The organism is Colwellia sp. 6M3 (assembly GCF_014077595.1).
Taxonomy (GTDB): domain Bacteria; phylum Pseudomonadota; class Gammaproteobacteria; order Enterobacterales; family Alteromonadaceae; genus Cognaticolwellia.
Map to the genome: position 1 here is coordinate 1 of NZ_JACGWF010000003.1, position 18,283 is coordinate 18,283.

General features: G+C 40.8%; 31 protein-coding genes. 2 read left to right on the forward strand and 29 right to left on the reverse strand.

The features are described from left to right. Positions 1 to 80 precede the first annotated feature (80 nt). On the forward strand, positions 81 to 485 hold the full coding sequence (locus H4J50_RS01010) for an OsmC family protein (RefSeq protein ID WP_182253914.1): 405 nt from the start codon (positions 81 to 83) through the stop codon (positions 483 to 485). Positions 486 to 558: 73 nt separating this feature from the next. On the opposite strand, the gene H4J50_RS01015 is transcribed toward H4J50_RS01010, so the two are convergent. The 29 genes from H4J50_RS01015 to rpsJ all read right to left on the reverse strand — a co-directional run bounded on the left by H4J50_RS01015 (position 559) and on the right by rpsJ (position 15,444). Beyond that, positions 559 to 1,458: a phosphoribulokinase gene (locus H4J50_RS01015; protein ID WP_108457337.1), complete on the reverse strand. Its 900-nt coding sequence runs from the start codon at positions 1,456 to 1,458 to the stop codon at positions 559 to 561. A gap of 168 nt (positions 1,459 to 1,626) precedes the next feature. After that, entirely contained in the window at positions 1,627 to 2,034 is a 408-nt protein-coding gene (rplQ, locus tag H4J50_RS01020; protein ID WP_108457338.1) for a 50S ribosomal protein L17, read from the reverse strand. A 42-nt stretch (positions 2,035 to 2,076) separates the two neighbouring features. After that, on the reverse strand, positions 2,077 to 3,066 hold the full coding sequence (locus H4J50_RS01025) for a DNA-directed RNA polymerase subunit alpha (RefSeq protein WP_081151061.1): 990 nt from the start codon (positions 3,064 to 3,066) through the stop codon (positions 2,077 to 2,079). Positions 3,067 to 3,090: 24 nt separating this feature from the next. Continuing rightward, entirely contained in the window at positions 3,091 to 3,711 is a 621-nt protein-coding gene (gene rpsD, locus H4J50_RS01030) for a 30S ribosomal protein S4 (protein ID WP_077287458.1), read from the reverse strand. 33 nt (positions 3,712 to 3,744) lie between these two features. Further along, positions 3,745 to 4,134 (reverse strand): 30S ribosomal protein S11, encoded by a 390-nt coding sequence (gene rpsK, locus H4J50_RS01035; RefSeq protein ID WP_076420861.1) that lies wholly within the window; start codon positions 4,132 to 4,134, stop codon positions 3,745 to 3,747. Between the two features lie 13 nt (positions 4,135 to 4,147). Further along, positions 4,148 to 4,504 (reverse strand): 30S ribosomal protein S13, encoded by a 357-nt coding sequence (gene rpsM / locus H4J50_RS01040; RefSeq protein ID WP_081151060.1) that lies wholly within the window; start codon positions 4,502 to 4,504, stop codon positions 4,148 to 4,150. A 133-nt stretch (positions 4,505 to 4,637) separates the two neighbouring features. After that, positions 4,638 to 4,751, reverse strand: coding sequence for a 50S ribosomal protein L36 (gene rpmJ, locus H4J50_RS01045; RefSeq protein ID WP_085301067.1), 114 nt, complete (start codon positions 4,749 to 4,751; stop codon positions 4,638 to 4,640). Between the two features lie 30 nt (positions 4,752 to 4,781). Further along, a complete protein-coding gene (gene secY / locus H4J50_RS01050) occupies positions 4,782 to 6,107 on the reverse strand; it encodes a preprotein translocase subunit SecY (RefSeq protein ID WP_081179730.1) in 1,326 nt (441 codons plus the stop codon). Positions 6,108 to 6,115: 8 nt separating this feature from the next. Beyond that, positions 6,116 to 6,550 carry a 50S ribosomal protein L15 gene (rplO, locus tag H4J50_RS01055; protein ID WP_085331336.1) on the reverse strand — a complete coding sequence of 145 codons (435 nt, stop codon included), beginning with the start codon at positions 6,548 to 6,550 and terminating at the stop codon, positions 6,116 to 6,118. Between the two features lie 2 nt (positions 6,551 to 6,552). Continuing rightward, the gene (gene rpmD, locus H4J50_RS01060; protein WP_077287469.1) at positions 6,553 to 6,732 is read right to left on the reverse strand and encodes a 50S ribosomal protein L30; all 180 of its coding nucleotides are present in this window, start codon (positions 6,730 to 6,732) and stop codon (positions 6,553 to 6,555) included. 6 nt (positions 6,733 to 6,738) lie between these two features. Next, positions 6,739 to 7,248, reverse strand: a complete 510-nt coding sequence (rpsE, locus tag H4J50_RS01065) for a 30S ribosomal protein S5 (protein WP_081151056.1) — start codon at positions 7,246 to 7,248, stop codon at positions 6,739 to 6,741. Between the two features lie 9 nt (positions 7,249 to 7,257). After that, positions 7,258 to 7,611, reverse strand: coding sequence for a 50S ribosomal protein L18 (gene rplR / locus H4J50_RS01070; protein WP_108457339.1), 354 nt, complete (start codon positions 7,609 to 7,611; stop codon positions 7,258 to 7,260). A 9-nt stretch (positions 7,612 to 7,620) separates the two neighbouring features. Beyond that, positions 7,621 to 8,154, reverse strand: coding sequence for a 50S ribosomal protein L6 (gene rplF, locus H4J50_RS01075; protein WP_108457340.1), 534 nt, complete (start codon positions 8,152 to 8,154; stop codon positions 7,621 to 7,623). Between the two features lie 11 nt (positions 8,155 to 8,165). Further along, complete coding sequence (gene rpsH, locus H4J50_RS01080) at positions 8,166 to 8,555, reverse strand: 30S ribosomal protein S8 (RefSeq protein WP_108457903.1); 390 nt, start codon at positions 8,553 to 8,555, stop codon at positions 8,166 to 8,168. A gap of 19 nt (positions 8,556 to 8,574) precedes the next feature. Further along, the gene (gene rpsN, locus H4J50_RS01085) at positions 8,575 to 8,880 is read right to left on the reverse strand and encodes a 30S ribosomal protein S14 (RefSeq protein ID WP_081151052.1); all 306 of its coding nucleotides are present in this window, start codon (positions 8,878 to 8,880) and stop codon (positions 8,575 to 8,577) included. 4 nt (positions 8,881 to 8,884) lie between these two features. Continuing rightward, positions 8,885 to 9,430 (reverse strand): 50S ribosomal protein L5, encoded by a 546-nt coding sequence (gene rplE / locus H4J50_RS01090; RefSeq protein ID WP_085301061.1) that lies wholly within the window; start codon positions 9,428 to 9,430, stop codon positions 8,885 to 8,887. A 12-nt stretch (positions 9,431 to 9,442) separates the two neighbouring features. Continuing rightward, positions 9,443 to 9,757 carry a 50S ribosomal protein L24 gene (rplX, locus tag H4J50_RS01095; RefSeq protein ID WP_108457341.1) on the reverse strand — a complete coding sequence of 105 codons (315 nt, stop codon included), beginning with the start codon at positions 9,755 to 9,757 and terminating at the stop codon, positions 9,443 to 9,445. Between the two features lie 12 nt (positions 9,758 to 9,769). Beyond that, positions 9,770 to 10,138, reverse strand: a complete 369-nt coding sequence (gene rplN, locus H4J50_RS01100; protein WP_070375069.1) for a 50S ribosomal protein L14 — start codon at positions 10,136 to 10,138, stop codon at positions 9,770 to 9,772. Between the two features lie 361 nt (positions 10,139 to 10,499). Further along, complete coding sequence (gene rpsQ / locus H4J50_RS01105; RefSeq protein WP_108457342.1) at positions 10,500 to 10,751, reverse strand: 30S ribosomal protein S17; 252 nt, start codon at positions 10,749 to 10,751, stop codon at positions 10,500 to 10,502. Beyond that, a complete protein-coding gene (rpmC, locus tag H4J50_RS01110) occupies positions 10,751 to 10,942 on the reverse strand; it encodes a 50S ribosomal protein L29 (RefSeq protein WP_077287489.1) in 192 nt (63 codons plus the stop codon). The genes rpsQ and rpmC overlap by 1 nt, the downstream gene beginning before the upstream one ends. Next, positions 10,942 to 11,355, reverse strand: a complete 414-nt coding sequence (gene rplP / locus H4J50_RS01115) for a 50S ribosomal protein L16 (protein ID WP_085301057.1) — start codon at positions 11,353 to 11,355, stop codon at positions 10,942 to 10,944. Before rplP ends, rpmC begins: the two co-directional genes overlap by 1 nt. An 11-nt stretch (positions 11,356 to 11,366) precedes the next feature. After that, a complete protein-coding gene (gene rpsC, locus H4J50_RS01120) occupies positions 11,367 to 12,065 on the reverse strand; it encodes a 30S ribosomal protein S3 (RefSeq protein WP_081151047.1) in 699 nt (232 codons plus the stop codon). A gap of 11 nt (positions 12,066 to 12,076) precedes the next feature. Beyond that, on the reverse strand, positions 12,077 to 12,409 hold the full coding sequence (rplV, locus tag H4J50_RS01125; protein WP_081151045.1) for a 50S ribosomal protein L22: 333 nt from the start codon (positions 12,407 to 12,409) through the stop codon (positions 12,077 to 12,079). Between the two features lie 10 nt (positions 12,410 to 12,419). Then, positions 12,420 to 12,695 (reverse strand): 30S ribosomal protein S19, encoded by a 276-nt coding sequence (gene rpsS / locus H4J50_RS01130; RefSeq protein ID WP_081151044.1) that lies wholly within the window; start codon positions 12,693 to 12,695, stop codon positions 12,420 to 12,422. Between the two features lie 28 nt (positions 12,696 to 12,723). After that, positions 12,724 to 13,548 (reverse strand): 50S ribosomal protein L2, encoded by an 825-nt coding sequence (gene rplB / locus H4J50_RS01135; protein ID WP_081151042.1) that lies wholly within the window; start codon positions 13,546 to 13,548, stop codon positions 12,724 to 12,726. Between the two features lie 12 nt (positions 13,549 to 13,560). After that, positions 13,561 to 13,863 (reverse strand): 50S ribosomal protein L23, encoded by a 303-nt coding sequence (rplW, locus tag H4J50_RS01140; protein ID WP_108457343.1) that lies wholly within the window; start codon positions 13,861 to 13,863, stop codon positions 13,561 to 13,563. Beyond that, positions 13,860 to 14,465: a 50S ribosomal protein L4 gene (rplD, locus tag H4J50_RS01145; protein WP_081151039.1), complete on the reverse strand. Its 606-nt coding sequence runs from the start codon at positions 14,463 to 14,465 to the stop codon at positions 13,860 to 13,862. Before rplD ends, rplW begins: the two co-directional genes overlap by 4 nt. A gap of 15 nt (positions 14,466 to 14,480) precedes the next feature. After that, positions 14,481 to 15,119 (reverse strand): 50S ribosomal protein L3, encoded by a 639-nt coding sequence (rplC, locus tag H4J50_RS01150; protein WP_081151037.1) that lies wholly within the window; start codon positions 15,117 to 15,119, stop codon positions 14,481 to 14,483. 13 nt (positions 15,120 to 15,132) lie between these two features. Further along, positions 15,133 to 15,444, reverse strand: a complete 312-nt coding sequence (gene rpsJ, locus H4J50_RS01155) for a 30S ribosomal protein S10 (protein ID WP_070375080.1) — start codon at positions 15,442 to 15,444, stop codon at positions 15,133 to 15,135. Between the two features lie 698 nt (positions 15,445 to 16,142). Between rpsJ and fusA the strand changes: the two genes are divergently transcribed. Beyond that, complete coding sequence (fusA, locus tag H4J50_RS01160) at positions 16,143 to 18,242, forward strand: elongation factor G (protein WP_182253918.1); 2,100 nt, start codon at positions 16,143 to 16,145, stop codon at positions 18,240 to 18,242. Positions 18,243 to 18,283 lie beyond the last annotated feature (41 nt).

Below are 18,283 nucleotides of genomic sequence, written 5' to 3' on the forward strand. Positions count from 1 at the left end.
AATATACTTAATGTGATCACTAGCTTAAATTACAATATATCGCTAATATTCAGCACTAATATTACTCAGGAATAATCTCAATGAAAGCACAAGTAAAATGGATTGGTGAAGAAATGTTTGTAGGCACCTCAGAGAGCGGCCATACAATTGTATTAGATGCGAATGCTGGTGCTTTGGCCCCAAGTCCATTAGAGAGTGTTTTGATTTCATTAGGGGGCTGTTCTTCTGTGGATGTCGTTAGCATTTTACAAAAGGCACGACAAAATATCAAAAGTTGTAATGTCCTAATTTCAGCTACTCGAGTGGATACAGTACCAAAGTTATTTTCTGATATACATTTACGCTTTGTAATTGAAGGGAACGATGTGAGTGAGAAACATGTGGAACGGGCAGTAAGCTTATCGGCTGATAAATATTGTTCTGTCGCTTTAATGCTGAATAAATCAGTGAATATAACGCATGATTTTGAGATAAATAATATTTAGCAAGCTAAAAATATACTGCTGTTAGTGCTAAGAATGTCATCTGCACTAACAGTTTATATATTCATAAAAAATTTTATAGATCACTCATCCAGTCAAGTTGCTTATTTGCTTCATTCTTTTTAAGCATTAAGTCTTTAATTAAGGGCGTCAGTAAAAGCTCCATAGCTAAACCCATCTTCCCACCTGGCACAACCAAGGTATTAATCCTAGACATGAAAGATCCATCTATCATACTCAGGTAATATGGAAAATCTAGCTGACTGGCTTCTCTGCAACGAATAACAACAAAGCTTTCGTCTAATGTTGGTATTGCTTTAGCACTAAAGGGGTTTGATGTATCCACAGTTGGTACGCGCTGAAAATTTATGTGTGTACGTGAAAACTGAGGTGTTATAAAAGAAATGTAATCTTCCATACTCCTGACAATGCTCTGTGTTACAGCTTCGCGACTATGTCCACGCTTGTTTGTATCCCTAATAATTTTCTGAATCCACTCTAAGTTTACAATAGGTACCATGCCTATGAGTAAATCAACATGTTTAGCAACGTCATTCTTTTCAGTAACAACTCCACCATGTAAGCCTTCATAAAATAAGAGATCAGTCCCATCACCTAGATCTTCCCAAGGTGTGAATGTTCCTGGCATTTGATTATATGGAACAGCTTCATCAAAGGTATGCAAATAACGACGCATTTTCCCTTTGCCTGTTTCTGAGTAGTCTTTAAATAGCTTTTCAAGTGCATCAAAGTCATTAGCTGCATCACCAAAATAACTAATTTTAAGTTGCTGCTCTTTGGCTTTACGTTTTTCCATATCCATCTCTTGACGAGAATAACGATGAAAGCTATCTCCTTCAACAGTGGCTGATGTAATGCCGAGCGATCGAAATATATGCTCGAACGATTCTGTTGTCGTCGAAGTGCCTGCTCCCGATGAACCGGTAACAGCAATAATTGGATTACGTGACGACATAGTACTTCAACCTTATAATAGATGGACAATTGTTATACGAGGTATTTATAGACGGGTCAAGCTTTAACCTGATGTTCTAATTTCAAAAACTATATTTTGCACAACAAAAAAGCGGAGCCTAAGCTCCGCTTTTAATTCTTTCAGAATAAATTTAGTACAAGTACTAAATTATGCTTCTGCGTTAACTTCTTCAACTACTTCAGCGGCTTCTTCAGCTGCTGGGCGGTCAACAAGTTCAACGTAAGCCATAGGAGCTTTATCACCAGTACGGAAACCACATTTTAAAATGCGAGTGTAACCACCTGGACGTTCTTGGTAACGTGCACCAAGTTCGTTGAATAAAATACCTACTACTTCTTTATCTTGTGTACGAGCAAACGCTAAACGGCGATTTGCAACACTGTCGGTTTTAGCCAATGTAATCAATGGCTCTACTACCATACGTAGTTCTTTAGCTTTAGCAACGGTAGTTTTGATCAAACCGTGCTTTACTAAAGAGCTTGCCATATTGCGGAACATCGCTTTACGATGACTGCTATTACGGTTTAACTGGCGACCGCTTTTACGATGGCGCATAAGTTAATCCTTCTCTCAACTATTAAAAAAACGATGATCGACTTAGTCGTTATCAGCTATGCTTTCAGGTGGCCAGTTTTCTAGGCGCATACCTAGAGACAAACCACGAGACGCCAAAACGTCTTTGATTTCAGTTAAAGACTTCTTACCTAAATTAGGTGTTTTAAGAAGCTCAACTTCAGCACGCTGTACTAAATCGCCAATATATTGAATTGCTTCTGCTTTTAGGCAGTTTGCTGAACGAACAGTAAGTTCAAGGTCATCAACAGGACGAAGCAAAATAGGATCAAACAGTGGTTTTTCCTCTTTTGGTTCAACTTCAGTTACATCACGAAGCTCTACAAACGCATCTAGCTGTTCAGCTAAAATTGTTGAAGCGCGACGAATTGCTTCTTCAGGATCTAACGTACCGTTAGTTTCCATGTCTAAGACCAGTTTGTCCAAATCTGTACGCTGTTCAACACGTGCAGAATCAACATCATAGGCAATTCTTACAACTGGACTGAATGAAGCATCAACTAACAAACGTCCAATTGCACGATCTTCTTCCTCGGCGTCGCGTCGAGCTGAAGCAGGAACATAACCACGTCCCATTTCAACCTTTATACGCATACTGATAGAACCATCACCTGTCAAATGACAGATTACATGAGTTGGGTTTGCAATTTCTACATCACCATCATGTTGGATATCGGCAGCCGTTACAGGGCCTTCACCGGACTTAGTTAAGGTAAGAACAGCTTCATTTTTGCCTTCTAAACTTATCGCTAGTCCCTTAAGGTTTAACAGTATTTCGATGATGTCTTCTTGCACACCTTCTTTACTGCTGTACTCATGAAGTACACCGTCAATTTCAACTTCAGTTACAGCACAACCCGGCATTGAAGATAAAAGAATGCGGCGTAACGCATTACCTAAAGTGTGACCAAAACCACGCTCTAATGGCTCTAAAGTTACTTTAGCACGAGTAGCACTAATAGTTTCAATATCTACCAATCGTGGTCTAAGGAATTCGGTTACAGAACCCTGCATTATGTCCTCTCTTAAAGTGCAACTTTACTTAGAGTAAAGTTCAACAATCAACTGTTCATTAATTTCGGCAGACAAGTCAGAACGATCAGGAACGCGTTTGAAAACACCTTCAAGTTTCTTGTTATCTACTTCAACCCAAACTGGCTTCTCACGTTGCTCAGCTAATTCTAAAGCTGCGATGATACGCGCTTGAGTTTTAGACTTTTCACGTACAGAAACTACATCTTCGGCTTTAACAGTGAAAGATGGAATATTAACAACAACACCGTTAACTACGATAGCTTTGTGGCTAACTAGTTGACGAGCTTCAGCACGAGTGCTTGCATAGCCCATACGGTATACTACGTTATCAAGACGTTTCTCTAAAAGTTGCAACAAGTTTTCACCTGTATTGCCTTTTAGACGAGCCGCTTCTTTATAGTAGTTGCGGAATTGTTTTTCTAGTACGCCATATATACGACGAACTTTTTGTTTTTCACGAAGTTGAATACCGTAGTCAGATAAACGACCGCGACGGGCGCCATGTTGACCTGGTATTGTTTCGATTTTACATTTAGTGTCAATTGCTCTAACACCGCTTTTAAGGAACAAATCTGTACCTTCGCGGCGACTAAGCTTTAACTTAGGACCTAAATATCTAGCCATTTTCTTTCTCCAACTATCCTAAAAAAAGTACGATTAAACGCGACGTTTCTTAGGAGGACGACAACCATTATGAGGAATAGGTGTAACGTCAGTAATGTTGGTGATTTTAAAACCAGCAGCATTTAAAGCACGGATAGCAGATTCACGACCTGGACCCGGACCTTTAACGAACACTTCAATATTCTTCAAGCCAAACTCTTGTGCTGCTTTACCAGCACGATCTGCAGCTACTTGCGCAGCAAATGGAGTAGATTTACGTGAACCACGGAAACCTGAACCACCAGCAGTCGCCCATGATAAGGCGTTACCTTGACGATCAGTAAGAGTTACGATTGTGTTGTTGAAAGATGCATGGATATGAGCCATGCCGTCAGCAACTTGTTTTTTTACGCGTTTACGCGTACGTACAGGTGTTTTAGCCATTGTCTAGTTCCTCTTACTTCTTAATTGGCTTACGAGGACCTTTACGGGTGCGCGCATTAGTTTTAGTGCGTTGACCACGTAGAGGAAGACTGCGACGGTGGCGAATACCACGGTAACAACCTAAATCCATAAGACGTTTAATGTTCATTGAAACTTCACGGCGTAAATCACCTTCTACGGTGTATTTATCCACTTCTGCACGAAGCAAATCAATTTGAGCTTCGTCCAATTCACTGATCTTAGTTGACTCTGCAATACCAGTTGCAACACAAATTGCTTTCGCACGTGTTGCTCCGATACCGAAGATCGCAGTAATGGCGATTACTGCATGCTTACGATCAGGGATGTTAATGCCAGCGATACGGGCCACTAAACACATCTCCTATTTTTAATTTAAAATTTGCCAGTTGAAAAGCCCGTTAGGATACTCAACCAGCCGCATTTCTTTGCAAATCGAAGCGGCATTATACAGACTTATCTGCATAATGCTACTGCTTAAAGATTTAGCCTTGACGTTGCTTGTGCTTTGGCTCTTCGCAGATTACACGAATTACACCAGCACGTTTAACAACTTTACAATTACGACAAATCTTTTTTACGGATGCACGTACTTTCATTTTATATACTCCGTTGCCTAAAGGCCCAGTCTAACGACCGTAGCCCTTAAGGTTTGCTTTCTTAAGTACATTGTCATATTGATGAGACATCAAATGCGTTTGTACTTGTGCCATAAAGTCCATTATTACAACTACAATAATAAGTAGTGATGTGCCGCCAAAGTAAAAATTAACGTCCCATGCCATAATAATAAACTGAGGTACCAAACAGATAAAGGTTATATACATCGCACCAGCTAAGGTTAAACGAGTCATTACTTTATCTATATATTTTGACGTTTGCTCACCAGGACGGATCCCAGGAATAAACGCACCGGATTTTTTCAGGTTATCTGCTGTTTCACGCGGATTGAATACAAGAGCCGTGTAAAAGAAACAGAAGAATATTATCGCTGCTGCAAGTAACATTACATATAGCGGCTGTCCTGGAGAAATAGCAATTGATACTTCTTGTAGGAAATCAGCAACCATACCTTCACCTTGACCAAACCAGCTCGCAAGCGTGCCTGGAAACAAGATAATACTTGAGGCGAAAATTGGTGGAATAACACCTGCCATATTGACTTTAAGTGGTAAATGCGTGCTTTGGGCAGCGAAAACCTTACGGCCTTGCTGACGTTTAGCGTAGTTAACAACGATACGTCGTTGACCACGTTCCACAAATACTACAAAGAAAGTCGTAGCAAATATAATTACGCCAATTAGCAATAATACCAATAAGTGCAATTCACCTTGACGCGCCGCCTCTGCTGTTTGACCAACAGCTGACGGCATACCAGCAACTATACCTGCGAATATCAAGATAGATATACCGTTACCAATACCGCGTTCCGTAATTTGCTCACCTAACCACATTAAAAACATGGTACCAGTAACCAAACTTACTACCGCAGCAAAGTAGAATCCGAAACCTGCGTCCATTACTAGACCTGGCATCATCCCCGGTAAACTTCTTGCTATTGCAATTGATTGTACAGTCGCTAGAACTAAAGTGCCGTAGCGGGTGTATTGACTGATCTTACGTCGTCCAGCTTCACCTTCTTTTTTCAATTCTGCCATTGCCGGGTGCATAACCGTAAGCAATTGCATAATGATAGAAGCTGAGATGTACGGCATAATACCTAGTGCCAATACAGAGGCTCGCTCAAGTGCACCACCGGAGAACATGTTAAACATTTCTACAATGGTGCCCTTTTGTTGTTCGAACAACTGAGCTAATACAGCGGCGTCAATACCAGGGATTGGCACAAATGTTCCCAAACGAAGCACGATAAGTGCACCGAATACAAACCACAATCTTTGTTTAAGCTCAGACAATCCGCCTTTTGCTTTATTATCAATTCCTGGTGTAGCCATAACCTGTACTATTCCTCGATTTTTCCGCCTGCAGCTTCAATAGCTGCACGAGCGCCTTTAGTAACACCTAAACCACGTACAGTAATTGGACGAGTGATTTCACCAGAAAGCATGATTTTCACTGCAACAATATTACGTGTGATTAAGTTAGCATCTTTAAGGGCAAAGATATCGACAACATCACCTGTGATGTTGTTTAGTTCATGTAAACGTACTTCAGCGCGAACCAAAGATTTACGTGACGTGAAACCAAACTTAGGTAAACGTTGTTTCAATGGCATTTGACCACCTTCGAAACCAGGACGTACACTACCGCCAGAACGAGATTTCTGACCTTTGTGACCACGACCGCCTGTTTTACCTATGCCAGAACCAATACCACGCCCACAGCGTTTCTTGGCTTTCTTAGCACCTGGTGCAGGAGATAAAGTATTTAAATGCATTATTAATCCTCCACCTTAATCATATAAGATACTTGATTAATCATACCGCGTACAGATGGAGTATCTTCTAACTCTACTGTATGACGGATACGACGTAAACCAAGACCCTTTAATGTAGCTCTATGCTTCGGTAAACGACCGATAGAACTTTTTAACTGAGTTATTCTAACTGTTTTAGCCATGCTCAATTACCCCAGAATATCTGAAACGCTTTTGCCACGTTTTGCTGCAACAGCTTCAGGCGAATGCATATTCGCAAGAGCAGAAACAGTAGCGCGAACTACGTTTATTGGGTTAGTAGAACCGTATGCCTTAGACAATACGTTCTGTACGCCTGCAACTTCAAGTACTGCACGCATAGCGCCACCGGCGATTATACCTGTACCTTCAGAAGCTGGTTGCATGTAAACTTTTGAACCAGAGTGCTTGCCGATAACGACATGCTGAAGAGTAGTACCCTTCAAATCAACGGTTACTAAGTTACGACGTGCTTTTTCCATTGCTTTTTGGATTGCAGCAGGCACTTCACGTGCTTTACCGTAACCAAAACCAACGCGACCAGCGCCATCACCAACTACGGTTAGTGCTGTGAAACTGAAAATACGACCACCTTTAACCACTTTTGAAACGCGGTTAACTGCGATTAGCTTTTCAGCCATATCACTTTGTTGTGAGTTTTCTTGATTATGATTAGCCATTATCAACCCCTAAAACTGAAGACCAGCTTCGCGAGCTGCATCTGCTAACGCTTTCACGCGACCATGGTAACGGAAACCTGAACGGTCAAAAGCAACACTAGTGATGCCTTTAGCTACTGCACGTTCTGCAATTGCCTTACCTACAGCCGTAGCTGCTTCAACGTTACCTGTTTTTTCTAACTGAGCACTAACTTCTTTGTCTAAAGTAGACGCTGACGCGATTACTTCAGAACCTGTTGGTGCAATCAATTGCGCGTAAATATGACGAGGAGTACGGAATACAACTAAACGATTCGCACCCAACTCGCTAATTTTTGCACGAGAGCGTTTAGCTCTGCGCAAACGAGATGTTTTCTTATCCATAGTATTACCCTACTTCTTCTTAGCTTCTTTACGACGTACATTCTCATCGCTATAACGAATCCCTTTACCTTTATAAGGCTCAGGTTTACGGTATGCGCGAATGTTCGCTGCAGTTTGACCGACCAACTGTTTATCAGCACCTTTCAGTATGATTTCAGTTTGGCTAGGAGTTTCAACAGTAATTCCATCAGGAATTGCGTGGTCAACCGGATGTGAAAAGCCTAAAGATAAGTTTAAGTTCTTACCTGCAGCTTTAGCACGGTAACCAACACCGTTTAACAATAATTTCTTTTCAAAACCTTTACTTACACCTTCAACCATATTATTGATTAAAGAGCGTACTGTACCGGCTTGAGCCCAAGCGCCTTTAACATCAGCAACGATATTAGTGATAATGTTGTTTTCTTCTTGAGAAACAACAACAGCACCATGGATCGTGTGAGATAATTCACCCATTGGACCTTTAACTTTAATGTCTTGACCTGATAACGTAATAGTAACGCCTGCAGGGATTGCGACATGTGCTTTTGCGACACGAGACATATTCTGCTCCTTTACTCTACGAAACCAAGAACTTCACCGCCAAGACCCGCATTGCGAGCGGCGCGATCAGTCATTAGACCTTTAGAAGTAGAAATAATAGCGATACCCATGCCTGCTAATACTTTAGGAAGCTCTTGAGCACCTTTGTATACGCGAAGACCTGGACGTGAAACACGTTTGATCACTTCAATTACTTCTTTACCTTCAAAATATTTCAATTCTACAGTTAACTCAGGCTTTGCTTCGCCAGTAACTGAAAAATCTGAAATGTAACCTTCTTCTTTAAGCAAGTTGGCAAGTGCAACTTTTACCTTAGAAGATGGCATTGTAACTGCAGTCTTTGCTGCAGATTGACCGTTGCGGATGCGTGTAAACATGTCCGCGATAGGATCAGTCATCATAACCATTTACTCCCGTGAATTACCAACTAGCTTTCTTAAGACCTGGAACTTCACCGCGCATCATAGTTTCACGTAATTTAATACGGCTTAAACCGAATTTACGTAAGAAACCATGTGGACGGCCAGTAATGTTACAACGGTTACGTTGACGACTACTGCTCGAATCACGAGGTAAACTTTGAAGTTTCAATACTGCATCCCAGCGTTCTTCTTCAGAAGAATCAACACCAGAGATGATAGCTTTTAGTGCACTACGCTTTTCAGCATATTGTGCAACTAACTTGGTTCTTTTAGCTTCACGAGCTTTCATTGACGTTTTAGCCATAACTCTACACCTTCTTCTTAAATGGGAAGTTGAAGGCAGTCAATAATGCATGACCTTCTTCGTTATTCTTCGCACTTGTAGTGATAGTGATATCCATTCCGCGAATCTTATCGATTTTATCGTATTCGATTTCAGGGAAAATGATTTGCTCACGTACGCCCATGCTGTAGTTACCACGACCATCGAATGACTTAGGATTCAAGCCACGGAAATCACGGATACGAGGAATAGAAATAGAGATTAAACGCTCTAAAAATTCCCACATACGTTCGCCACGTAGAGTTACTTTTGTGCCAATAGGGTAGCCTTCACGAATTTTAAAGCCCGCAACTGATTTGCGTGCTACTGTCGTGACAGGTTTTTGACCTGAGATTGCAGTAAGATCATTTGTGGCGTGCTCTAATACTTTTTTATCAGCAATCGCTTCGCCAACACCCATGTTAAGGGTGATCTTTTCAATCCGAGGGACTTGCATGACACTTTTGTACTCAAACTTCTTCTGAAGTTCGCTTACAATTGTATCTTTGTAAAAATCATGCAGTTTCGCCATCGTTTACTCCAATTAAATTAATTCGTTATTAGATTTGAAAAAACGAGCTTTTTTGCCGTCTTCATCTCTAAAACCAACACGATCTGCTTTGCCAGTAGCTGGGTTAACAATCGCAACGTTGGATACATTTAAAGGTGCTTCTTTTTCAACAATCCCACCAGGCTGCTGTAACTGAGGTACAGGCTTAGTGTGTTTCTTGATTAAGTTGATACCTTCAACAAATACTTTGCTTTCTTCAACAAGAACTTTGGTCACTTTACCAGTTTTGCCCTTGTCTTTTCCTGCAAGTACGATTACTTCATCATCACGACGAATCTTAGATGCCATTATCGTGACTCCTTATAGTACTTCTGGTGCAAGTGAAACAATTTTCATGAATTTTTCATTACGAAGTTCACGAGTCACAGGACCGAAAATACGAGTACCAATTGGTTGTAAGTTAGCATTTAACATTACAGCCGCATTTTCGTCAAAACGGATGGTTGAACCATCTGAACGACGAACACCTTTCTTAGTGCGCACCACTACTGCAGTAAGAACATCACCTTTTTTAACTTTGCCGCGAGGATTTGATTCCTTCACTGCAATTTTAATGATGTCACCAATGCGTGCGTAGCGACGGTGCGAACCACCAAGAACCTTTATACATTGTACACGTCGAGCGCCGCTGTTATCAGCTACGTTCAATTGTGATTGCATTTGGATCATTTAATATGTCTCCGCTAAATTATCTTATAAAAGATTAAATTCAAGGCCAGAAATTTGACCCGTCACTGCCTTCTAAATCCCACTCACAACGAGCGGGCGCGAGATTATAACACCAGTTATTTAAAAGTGATACATTATTTAGCTAAAAAATAACCACTTTGCTATCCAACCGCGATACAAACAAGGCTAATACTGTTGTTGTTGGAATAAACTTTATTCTCATCAACGTTACCTCGTTAAATATTTACAGGCAGAACTGCCTTATTTCTAATCAAATAATATTTTAGTTTTGTACAAATAAAAAAGGCCCTGCCGAAGCAGAGCCTTTTTATAAGTTCTAATTGTGAATTAGATCAAGCGATTAAGCTTTTTCTAATACGCTTACCAATGTCCAAGCTTTTGACTTAGAAATTGGAGCACATTCACGAATAGATACTAAATCACCAGCTGCACATTGGTTAGTTTCATCATGCGCTTTCAACTTAGTTGAACGCGTCATGTACTTACCGTACATTGGGTGTTTAACACGTCGTTCGATCAGGACAGTGATAGACTTATCCATTTTGTCACTGACGACACGACCTTGTAGTGTACGAATTTTTGCTTCGCTCATTACTTACCAGCCTTCTCAGTTATGATAGTCTTAACACGCGCGATATTACGGCGTACAGTTCTTAGCAAATGAGTTTGTGCTAATTGGCCAGTGCTTGCTTGCATGCGATAGTTAAACTGTTCGCGTAGCAATTCAAGCAATTCAGCGTTTAGCTCTTCAATGCTTTTTTCTTTCAATTCGCTTGCTTTCATTACATCACCGTTCTAGTTACGAAAGTTGTTTTGAAAGGAAGTTTAGCTGCGGCTAAAGCAAATGCTTCACGCGCTAACTCTTCCGAAACACCTTCCATTTCATAAAGAACACGACCAGGTAGAATTTGGCATACCCAATATTCCACTGAACCTTTACCTTTACCCATACGAACCTCAAGAGGTTTTTTGGTAATTGGCTTATCAGGGAACACACGGATCCAGATTTTACCTTGACGCTTCACGTGACGAGTCATTGCTCGACGAGCCGCTTCAATTTGACGCGCAGTCATACGACCACGTTCCATTGATTTTAACCCGAAAGTACCGAAGCTAACTGAGCTACCAGTGTGTGCAAGACCACGGTTACGCAGTTTAAATTGCTTACGGAATTTAGTACGTTTTGGTTGTAACATTACTTATTCCTCTACTTACTGGTCTTACGGTTAGGTTTTCTTTTAGGCTTAGCTGCTGGTTGCTCAGCTTGTAATGGCATGTTGCCAATTACTTCACCTTTAAAGATCCAAACTTTGATACCGATAACACCATAAGTGGTATCAGCGCGGGCAATTGAGTAATCAATGTCAGCACGTAAAGTGTGTAATGGAACACGACCTTCACGATACCATTCAGCACGTGCAATATCTGCACCGCCTAAACGACCACTTACTTGTACTTTAATGCCTTTTGCGCCTAAACGCATAGCATTTTGTACAGCACGTTTCATCGCACGACGGAACATTACGCGACGTTCTAATTGACTAGCAATACTGTCTGCAACAAGCTGCGAATCCATTTCTGGCTTACGTACTTCAGCTATGTTGATTTGAGCAGGAACACCAGCAATTTTAGAAACTGCTAAACGTAATTTCTCAACATCTTCGCCTTTCTTACCGATTACAACACCCGGACGAGCCGTGTGAATAGTAACGCGGATAGATTTAGCTGGACGTTCAATTACAATTTTTGATAATGAAGCACGCTTAAGCTTTTCAGTTAAATATTCACGAACCAAATGGTCACCGTGTAAATTAGCTGCGAAATCTTTGTTACTTGCAAACCAAGTAGACGCGAAAGGTTTCGTGATACCTAAGCGAATACCATTTGGATGGACTTTTTGACCCATTCTAATATCTCCTAGTTATCAGATACAATCACAGTGATGTGACTTGTACGCTTAAGGATTCTATCCGCGCGACCTTTCGCACGAGGCTTAATACGTTTCATTGTTGGGCCATCGTCAACCATAATAGTTTTAACGATAAGCTCATCAATGTCTGCACCTTCATTGTGTTCTGCATTAGCAATAGCTGAATCAAGTACTTTTTTAACCAAAACAGCAGCAGATTTATTGCTAAATGTTAAGATTTCAAGTGCTTTTTCAACATGCAAGCCGCGGATTTGATCCACAACTAAACGTGCTTTTTGTGCAGAGCCACGGGCAAATTTATGTGTAGCAATAGCTTCCATCTTATTTCCCCTATCTCTTCGCTTTCTTATCCGCGACATGGCCACGGTAAGTACGAGTTGGTGCAAATTCACCTAATTTATGACCGATCATTTCATCAGTTACAAATACAGGTACGTGTTGACGGCCATTATGGACGGCAATGGTCAATCCGATCATCGTAGGGATGATCATTGAACGACGGGACCAAGTCTTAATTGGCTTTTTATTCCCGCTTTCCACCGCTGTCTCTACCTTCGTCAACAAGTGTAGGTCTATAAATGGACCTTTCTTGAGAGAACGTGGCATGGTGATTCCTCTTTATTTATAAGTACTATTATTTAGTACGACGACGTACGATAAATTTATCGGTACGCTTGTTAGAACGAGTCTTGTAACCCTTAGTTGGTACACCCCAAGGTGATACCGGATGACGACCGCCTGATGTTTTACCTTCACCACCACCGTGTGGGTGATCAACTGGGTTCATGGCAACACCACGAACAGTTGGGCGAACACCACGCCAGCGTGAAGCACCAGCTTTACCCAGAGAGCGAAGCATGTGTTCAGCGTTGCCGATTTCACCTAAAGTAGCACGACAATCTGACTCAATTTTACGCATTTCGCCAGAACGAAGACGTAAAGTGACATAAGCACCGTCTTTCGCTACTAACTGAGCATAAGTACCAGCAGCACGTGCAATTTGTGCACCTTTACCTGGTTTAAGTTCGATTGCGTGAACAACACTACCTAATGGTGTGTTGCGTAGTGGTAAAGTGTTACCCGCTTTAATAGGAGCATCTACACCAGACTGGATTGAATCTCCAGCTTTTAAGCCTTTAGGGGCTAAGATGTAACGACGTTCACCATCTGCGTAAAGTACTAGTGCAATGTTAGCACTACGGTTTGGATCATATTCCAAACGCTCTACTTTTGCAGGGATACCATCTTTATTACGCTTAAAGTCGACAATACGGTAATGTTGCTTATGTCCACCACCAATGTGACGAACAGTAATACGACCATTATTGTTACGACCACCAGACTTAGACTTAGTGTCTAATAATGGTGCGTAAGGCTTACCTTTATGCAACTCCGTGTTTACCACTTTAACAACGTGGCGACGACCCGGAGAAGTAGGTTTACATTTAACTATAGCCATTTTCGTAAACTCCTATGATTCCGCGCCGACGAAGTCGATGTCGCTGCCTTCAGCAAGTGTAACGTATGCTTTTTTCCAATCGCTTCTGCGACCAGTACGAGCACCAGTACGTTTAACTTTACCTTTAACATTTAATGTGCGAACACCATCAACTGAAACTTCGAAAAGTTTCTCAACAGCAGCTTTGATTTCAGCTTTAGTAGCAGTAGTAACAACTTTGAAAACAACAGTGTTGTTTGCTTCAGCGGCCATTGTGCTTTTCTCAGAAATGTTTGGTGCTAAAAGCACTTTCAGTAAACGTTCTTCGTTTATCATCCTAACATCTCCTCAAGTTGCTTAACTGCAGATGCAGTCATCAAAACTTTTTCGAAACCAACTAAACTAACTGGGTCAATACCGTCTACATCACGAACGTCAACTTTATATAAGTTGCGTGCAGATAAGAACAAGTTCTCATCAACTTCTGGAGTAACGATTAATACGTCTTTTAACTCCAAAGCGTTTAGTTTAGCTACTAATTCTTTAGTTTTTGGTGTTTCAACTGCAAAATTTTCTACCACAACTAAGCGTTCTTGACGAACTAACTCAGAAAGGATGCTTTTAATCGCACCACGGTACATTTTACGGTTAACTTTCTGGCTGTGATCCTGTGGCTTAGCAGCGAATGTTACGCCACCTGTACGCCAGATTGGACCACGACTAGTACCAGCACGTGCACGGCCAGTACCTTTTTGACGCCATGGTTTTGCGCCACCGCCACTAACTTCTGAACGAGTCTTTTGAGCACGAGTACCAGCACGAGCACCAGCTGCGTAAGCAACTACTACTTGGTGTACAAGAGCTTCATTAAACTCAAGTCCAAAAGTTGTTTCAGAAACTTCAAGAGCGCCTGAAGCGTCTTTTAATGCTAATTCCATCACAAATCTCCTGGACTAGGCTTTAACAGCTGGTTTGATGATTACGCTACCGTTGATTGCACCCGGAACCGCACCTTTAATAAGGAGCAAGTTACGTTCTGCATCAACACGAACCAATTCAAGGTTTTGCGTAGTTACTTTCGCAGCACCCATGTGACCAGACATTTTTTTGCCTTTGAAAACACGACCTGGTGTTTGACACATACCTATCGAACCGTTTGAACGGTGAGATAGTGAGTTACCATGAGTTGCATCTTGCATTGAAAAATTCCAACGCTTAATACCACCTTGGAAACCTTTACCTTTTGAGGTGCCAGTTACATCTACTAATTTCGTGTCGTTAAATAACTCAACAGTGATTTCACTGCCAGTTACAAGACCTTCGCCTTCATTTGCATTTAAGCGGAATTCCCACAGGCCACGACCTGCTTCGATACCAGCTTTTGCAAAATGACCAGCTGTTGGTTTGTTAACACGGTTAGCTTTTTTGCTTCCCGTAGTAACTTGAAGCGCTGAATAACCATCGTTGTCAACAGTTTTAACCTGAGCAACACGGTTCGCTTCAACTTCTAGGACGGTTACAGGAGTAGATACGCCATCTTCAGAGAAGATGCGAGTCATACCCACTTTACGTCCAACTAGACCTATAGTCATGTTAAAACTCCTATTAACCCAAGCTGATTTGAACGTCAACACCAGCTGCAAGATCTAAACGCATTAATGCGTCTACAGTCTTCTCAGTTGGTTCTACGATATCAATCATGCGTTTGTGAGTACGAATTTCGTACTGATCACGTGCATCTTTGTTAACGTGTGGTGAAGTCAAGATAGTGAAACGTTCTTTGCGTGTAGGAAGTGGAATTGGACCACGAACCTGAGCGCCAGTACGTTTAGCAGTATCAACGATTTCAGCTGTTGATTGATCAATCAAACGATGATCGAACGCTTTCAAACGAATGCGAATTCTTTGATTTGACATTAAGACAAATCCCCATTTTAAAGAACAACAAAATACTGCCCATCACCTTTTTATATAAAAGGGGGGAGTATCGCTATATTTACCATTCAACTCCCTATCGGAGTTGCTGTGTGCTACTTATTAAATTAAAAAGTTAATAAGTGAGCTAAAAAACACATTGAGACGAGCTCAACGTGGAGGCGAATTATACAGAGCCTGATGATAAATTCAACTGTTTATTTAATACATTTGTTATTGTTTAATAAATGCATTAAATACAGTATTAAAAAGTTATGGTTCTTAAATACTCCTAATGTAATTTAGTGCTCATTCTTTTAAATTTGACCTGCGTTATTCCTTAATAGATCTTGTATATTTATAGTGCAATGCTTAACTTGCGTTAACCCAACTTTTATCTACTAACTTTACCTACCAAATAACTTTGCTATTTAAATAAGGCGGTGAGTGCCTGTATTAATTGTTAATACCAATTAATTATTAAATTACTTATTTAATTACCTATATATAAGCAGAACAAATAGCTTTTACCTTTTGTTCCCTTTTTTAATAGCAATATAATAGTGGTTTTATATAGTAACTTTACCTTCTGTTTTCAAAAACTAGTAAACTTCAATAATTTTTTATGTCGATTTTAGTTAAGTAATGTTATACTCGCGCGCAAATTTTCAACAATTCATTTTCATAAATAGAGTAACGTAATGGCAGATTTAGCTAAATACAGAAATATTGGTATCTTCGCTCACGTTGATGCTGGTAAAACCACAACAACTGAACGTATTTTAAAACTTACGGGTCAGATCCATAAAACAGGTGAAGTACATGATGGCGAGTCAACGACTGACTTCATGGAACAAGAAGCTGAGCGCGGTATTACCATACAGTCTGCTGCGGTAAGCTGTTTTTGGAAAGATCACCGTTTTAACGTAATCGATACTCCTGGTCACGTTGATTTCACGGTTGAAGTTTACCGTTCACTTAAAGTATTGGATGGCGGTATTGGTGTATTTTGTGGCTCTGGTGGTGTTGAACCACAATCAGAAACTAACTGGCGTTATGCAAATGACTCAAAAGTATCTCGTTTAATATTCGTTAACAAATTAGACCGTTTAGGTGCTAACTTTTACCGTGTAACAGATCAAGTTAAAAAAGTACTAGGTGCTCACCCACTTATTATGACATTACCTATCGGTGAAGAAGATGATTTCGTTGGTGTTGTTGACGTACTTACACAAAAAGCATACATCTGGGACGAAACTGGTCTTCCTGAAAACTACACAATCGAAGATATCCCTGCGGACATGGTTGATGACGCAGCAATGTATCGTGAGCAAATGATCGAAACTGCTTTAGAAGCAGACGAAGATTTACTAATGGATTACTTAGAAGGTGAATTAACACCGACTGATGAGCAAATTAAAGCCTGTATCCGTAAAGGTACTCGTGAAATCATGTTCTTCCCAACGTACTGTGGTTCTGCATTCAAAAACAAAGGTATGCAATTATTGCTTGATGCTGTTGTTGACTACTTGCCGTCTCCTACAGACGTTGATCCACAGCCACTTACTGATGAAGAAGGTGCGCCAAATGGTGAGTACGCAATCGTTTCTGCAGATGAAACATTCAAAGCGTTAGCATTCAAAATCACTGATGACCGTTTTGGTACCTTAACTTTCGTACGTATCTATTCAGGTACATTGAAGAAAGGCGATACCATACTTAACGCTGCAACAGGTAAAACTGAACGAGTTGGCCGTATGTGTGAAATGCAAGCCGATGACCGTAACGAACTTACTTCAGCACAAGCTGGTGATATCATCGCGATTGTTGGTATGAAAAGTAACGTTCAGACGGGTCACACATTATGTGATCCTAAGCACCCAATCATCCTAGAAGCTATGGTGTTCCCTAAGCCAGTAATCTCTATCTCTGTAACACCTAAAGATAAAGGTTCAACTGAGAAAATGGGTATTGCTATCGGTAAAATGGTTGCTGAAGATCCAACATTCCAAGTTGAAACAGATATAGATTCAGGTGAAACAATTTTATCTGGTATGGGTGAACTTCACCTAGATATCAAAGTAGATATTCTAAAACGTACCTACGGTGTTGAATTAGCTGTTGGTAAGCCACAAGTTGCTTACCGTGAAACTATTACTCAAGAAATTGATGATAGCTATACGCACAAGAAACAATCTGGTGGTTCTGGTCAATTTGGTAAAATTGATTATATCATCCGTCCAGGTGAACCAAATTCTGGTTTTACATTCTCATCAAAAGTTGTTGGTGGTAATGTACCAAAAGAATTCTTCCCAGCGATTGAGAAAGGCTTCAGAGGCATGATGGATACTGGTGTTCTTGCTGGTTTCCCTGTACTTGACGTTGAAGTTGAATTATACGATGGTGGTTTCCATGCTGTCGATTCATCTGCTGTAGCATTTGAACTTGCTGCTCGTGGTGCTTTCCGTCAGTCAATTCCAAAAGCTGGTGCTCAGTTAATCGAACCTATCATGAAAGTAGATGTGTTTACGCCTGATGATCACGTTGGTGATGTTATTGGTGATTTAAACCGTCGTCGTGGCATGATTGGTGGTCAAGACGCTGGTGTTTCTGGTGTTCGTATTAAGGCTGACGTACCACTTTCAGAAATGTTTGGTTACATCGGATCTTTACGTACAATGACATCAGGTCGTGGTCAATTCTCTATGGAATTCTCTCACTACTCACCTTGTCCGAATAACGTATCTGAAGCAGTAATTGCTGAAGTTAAAGAACGTGAAGCGGCTGCTAAAAAGAAATAGTAATATTTTTTCTTAACCGCTTACATAAAAAGGATGCTTCG

Excerpts from the sequence above, each read along its gene's own strand:
- fusA (WP_182253918.1), top strand. The coding sequence starts at position 16,143 with ATGGCAGATTTAGCTAAATACAGAAATATTGGTATCTTCGCTCACGTT.
- rplO (WP_085331336.1), bottom strand. The coding sequence starts at position 6,550 with ATGCATTTAAATACTTTATCTCCTGCACCAGGTGCTAAGAAAGCCAAG.
- rplX (WP_108457341.1), bottom strand. The coding sequence starts at position 9,757 with ATGGCATCTAAGATTCGTCGTGATGATGAAGTAATCGTACTTGCAGGA.
- H4J50_RS01010 (WP_182253914.1), top strand. The coding sequence starts at position 81 with ATGAAAGCACAAGTAAAATGGATTGGTGAAGAAATGTTTGTAGGCACC.
- rplP (WP_085301057.1), bottom strand. The coding sequence starts at position 11,355 with ATGTTACAACCAAAACGTACTAAATTCCGTAAGCAATTTAAACTGCGT.
- rpmD (WP_077287469.1), bottom strand. The coding sequence starts at position 6,732 with ATGGCTAAAACAGTTAGAATAACTCAGTTAAAAAGTTCTATCGGTCGT.
- rplN (WP_070375069.1), bottom strand. The coding sequence starts at position 10,138 with ATGATCCAAATGCAATCACAATTGAACGTAGCTGATAACAGCGGCGCT.
- rpsC (WP_081151047.1), bottom strand. The coding sequence starts at position 12,065 with ATGGGTCAAAAAGTCCATCCAAATGGTATTCGCTTAGGTATCACGAAA.
- rpsD (WP_077287458.1), bottom strand. The coding sequence starts at position 3,711 with ATGGCTAGATATTTAGGTCCTAAGTTAAAGCTTAGTCGCCGCGAAGGT.
- rpsQ (WP_108457342.1), bottom strand. The coding sequence starts at position 10,751 with ATGAGCGAAGCAAAAATTCGTACACTACAAGGTCGTGTCGTCAGTGAC.
- rpsN (WP_081151052.1), bottom strand. The coding sequence starts at position 8,880 with ATGGCTAAAACGTCAATGAAAGCTCGTGAAGCTAAAAGAACCAAGTTA.
- rplC (WP_081151037.1), bottom strand. The coding sequence starts at position 15,119 with ATGACTATAGGTCTAGTTGGACGTAAAGTGGGTATGACTCGCATCTTC.
- rplR (WP_108457339.1), bottom strand. The coding sequence starts at position 7,611 with ATGGATAAGAAAACATCTCGTTTGCGCAGAGCTAAACGCTCTCGTGCA.
- rplQ (WP_108457338.1), bottom strand. The coding sequence starts at position 2,034 with ATGCGCCATCGTAAAAGCGGTCGCCAGTTAAACCGTAATAGCAGTCAT.
- rplB (WP_081151042.1), bottom strand. The coding sequence starts at position 13,548 with ATGGCTATAGTTAAATGTAAACCTACTTCTCCGGGTCGTCGCCACGTT.
- rplE (WP_085301061.1), bottom strand. The coding sequence starts at position 9,430 with ATGGCGAAACTGCATGATTTTTACAAAGATACAATTGTAAGCGAACTT.
- rpsE (WP_081151056.1), bottom strand. The coding sequence starts at position 7,248 with ATGGCTAATCATAATCAAGAAAACTCACAACAAAGTGATATGGCTGAA.
- H4J50_RS01025 (WP_081151061.1), bottom strand. The coding sequence starts at position 3,066 with ATGCAGGGTTCTGTAACCGAATTCCTTAGACCACGATTGGTAGATATT.
- rplD (WP_081151039.1), bottom strand. The coding sequence starts at position 14,465 with ATGGAATTAGCATTAAAAGACGCTTCAGGCGCTCTTGAAGTTTCTGAA.
- rpsS (WP_081151044.1), bottom strand. The coding sequence starts at position 12,695 with ATGCCACGTTCTCTCAAGAAAGGTCCATTTATAGACCTACACTTGTTG.
- rplV (WP_081151045.1), bottom strand. The coding sequence starts at position 12,409 with ATGGAAGCTATTGCTACACATAAATTTGCCCGTGGCTCTGCACAAAAA.
- rpsK (WP_076420861.1), bottom strand. The coding sequence starts at position 4,134 with ATGGCTAAAACACCTGTACGTACGCGTAAACGCGTAAAAAAACAAGTT.
- rpmC (WP_077287489.1), bottom strand. The coding sequence starts at position 10,942 with ATGAAAGCAAGCGAATTGAAAGAAAAAAGCATTGAAGAGCTAAACGCT.
- rplW (WP_108457343.1), bottom strand. The coding sequence starts at position 13,863 with ATGATAAACGAAGAACGTTTACTGAAAGTGCTTTTAGCACCAAACATT.
- secY (WP_081179730.1), bottom strand. The coding sequence starts at position 6,107 with ATGGCTACACCAGGAATTGATAATAAAGCAAAAGGCGGATTGTCTGAG.
- rpsJ (WP_070375080.1), bottom strand. The coding sequence starts at position 15,444 with ATGTCAAATCAAAGAATTCGCATTCGTTTGAAAGCGTTCGATCATCGT.
- rpmJ (WP_085301067.1), bottom strand. The coding sequence starts at position 4,751 with ATGAAAGTACGTGCATCCGTAAAAAAGATTTGTCGTAATTGTAAAGTT.
- rplF (WP_108457340.1), bottom strand. The coding sequence starts at position 8,154 with ATGTCTCGTGTCGCAAAAGCACATGTCGCAATCCCTGCAGGCGTTACT.
- H4J50_RS01015 (WP_108457337.1), bottom strand. The coding sequence starts at position 1,458 with ATGTCGTCACGTAATCCAATTATTGCTGTTACCGGTTCATCGGGAGCA.
- rpsH (WP_108457903.1), bottom strand. The coding sequence starts at position 8,555 with ATGATGACTGATCCTATCGCGGACATGTTTACACGCATCCGCAACGGT.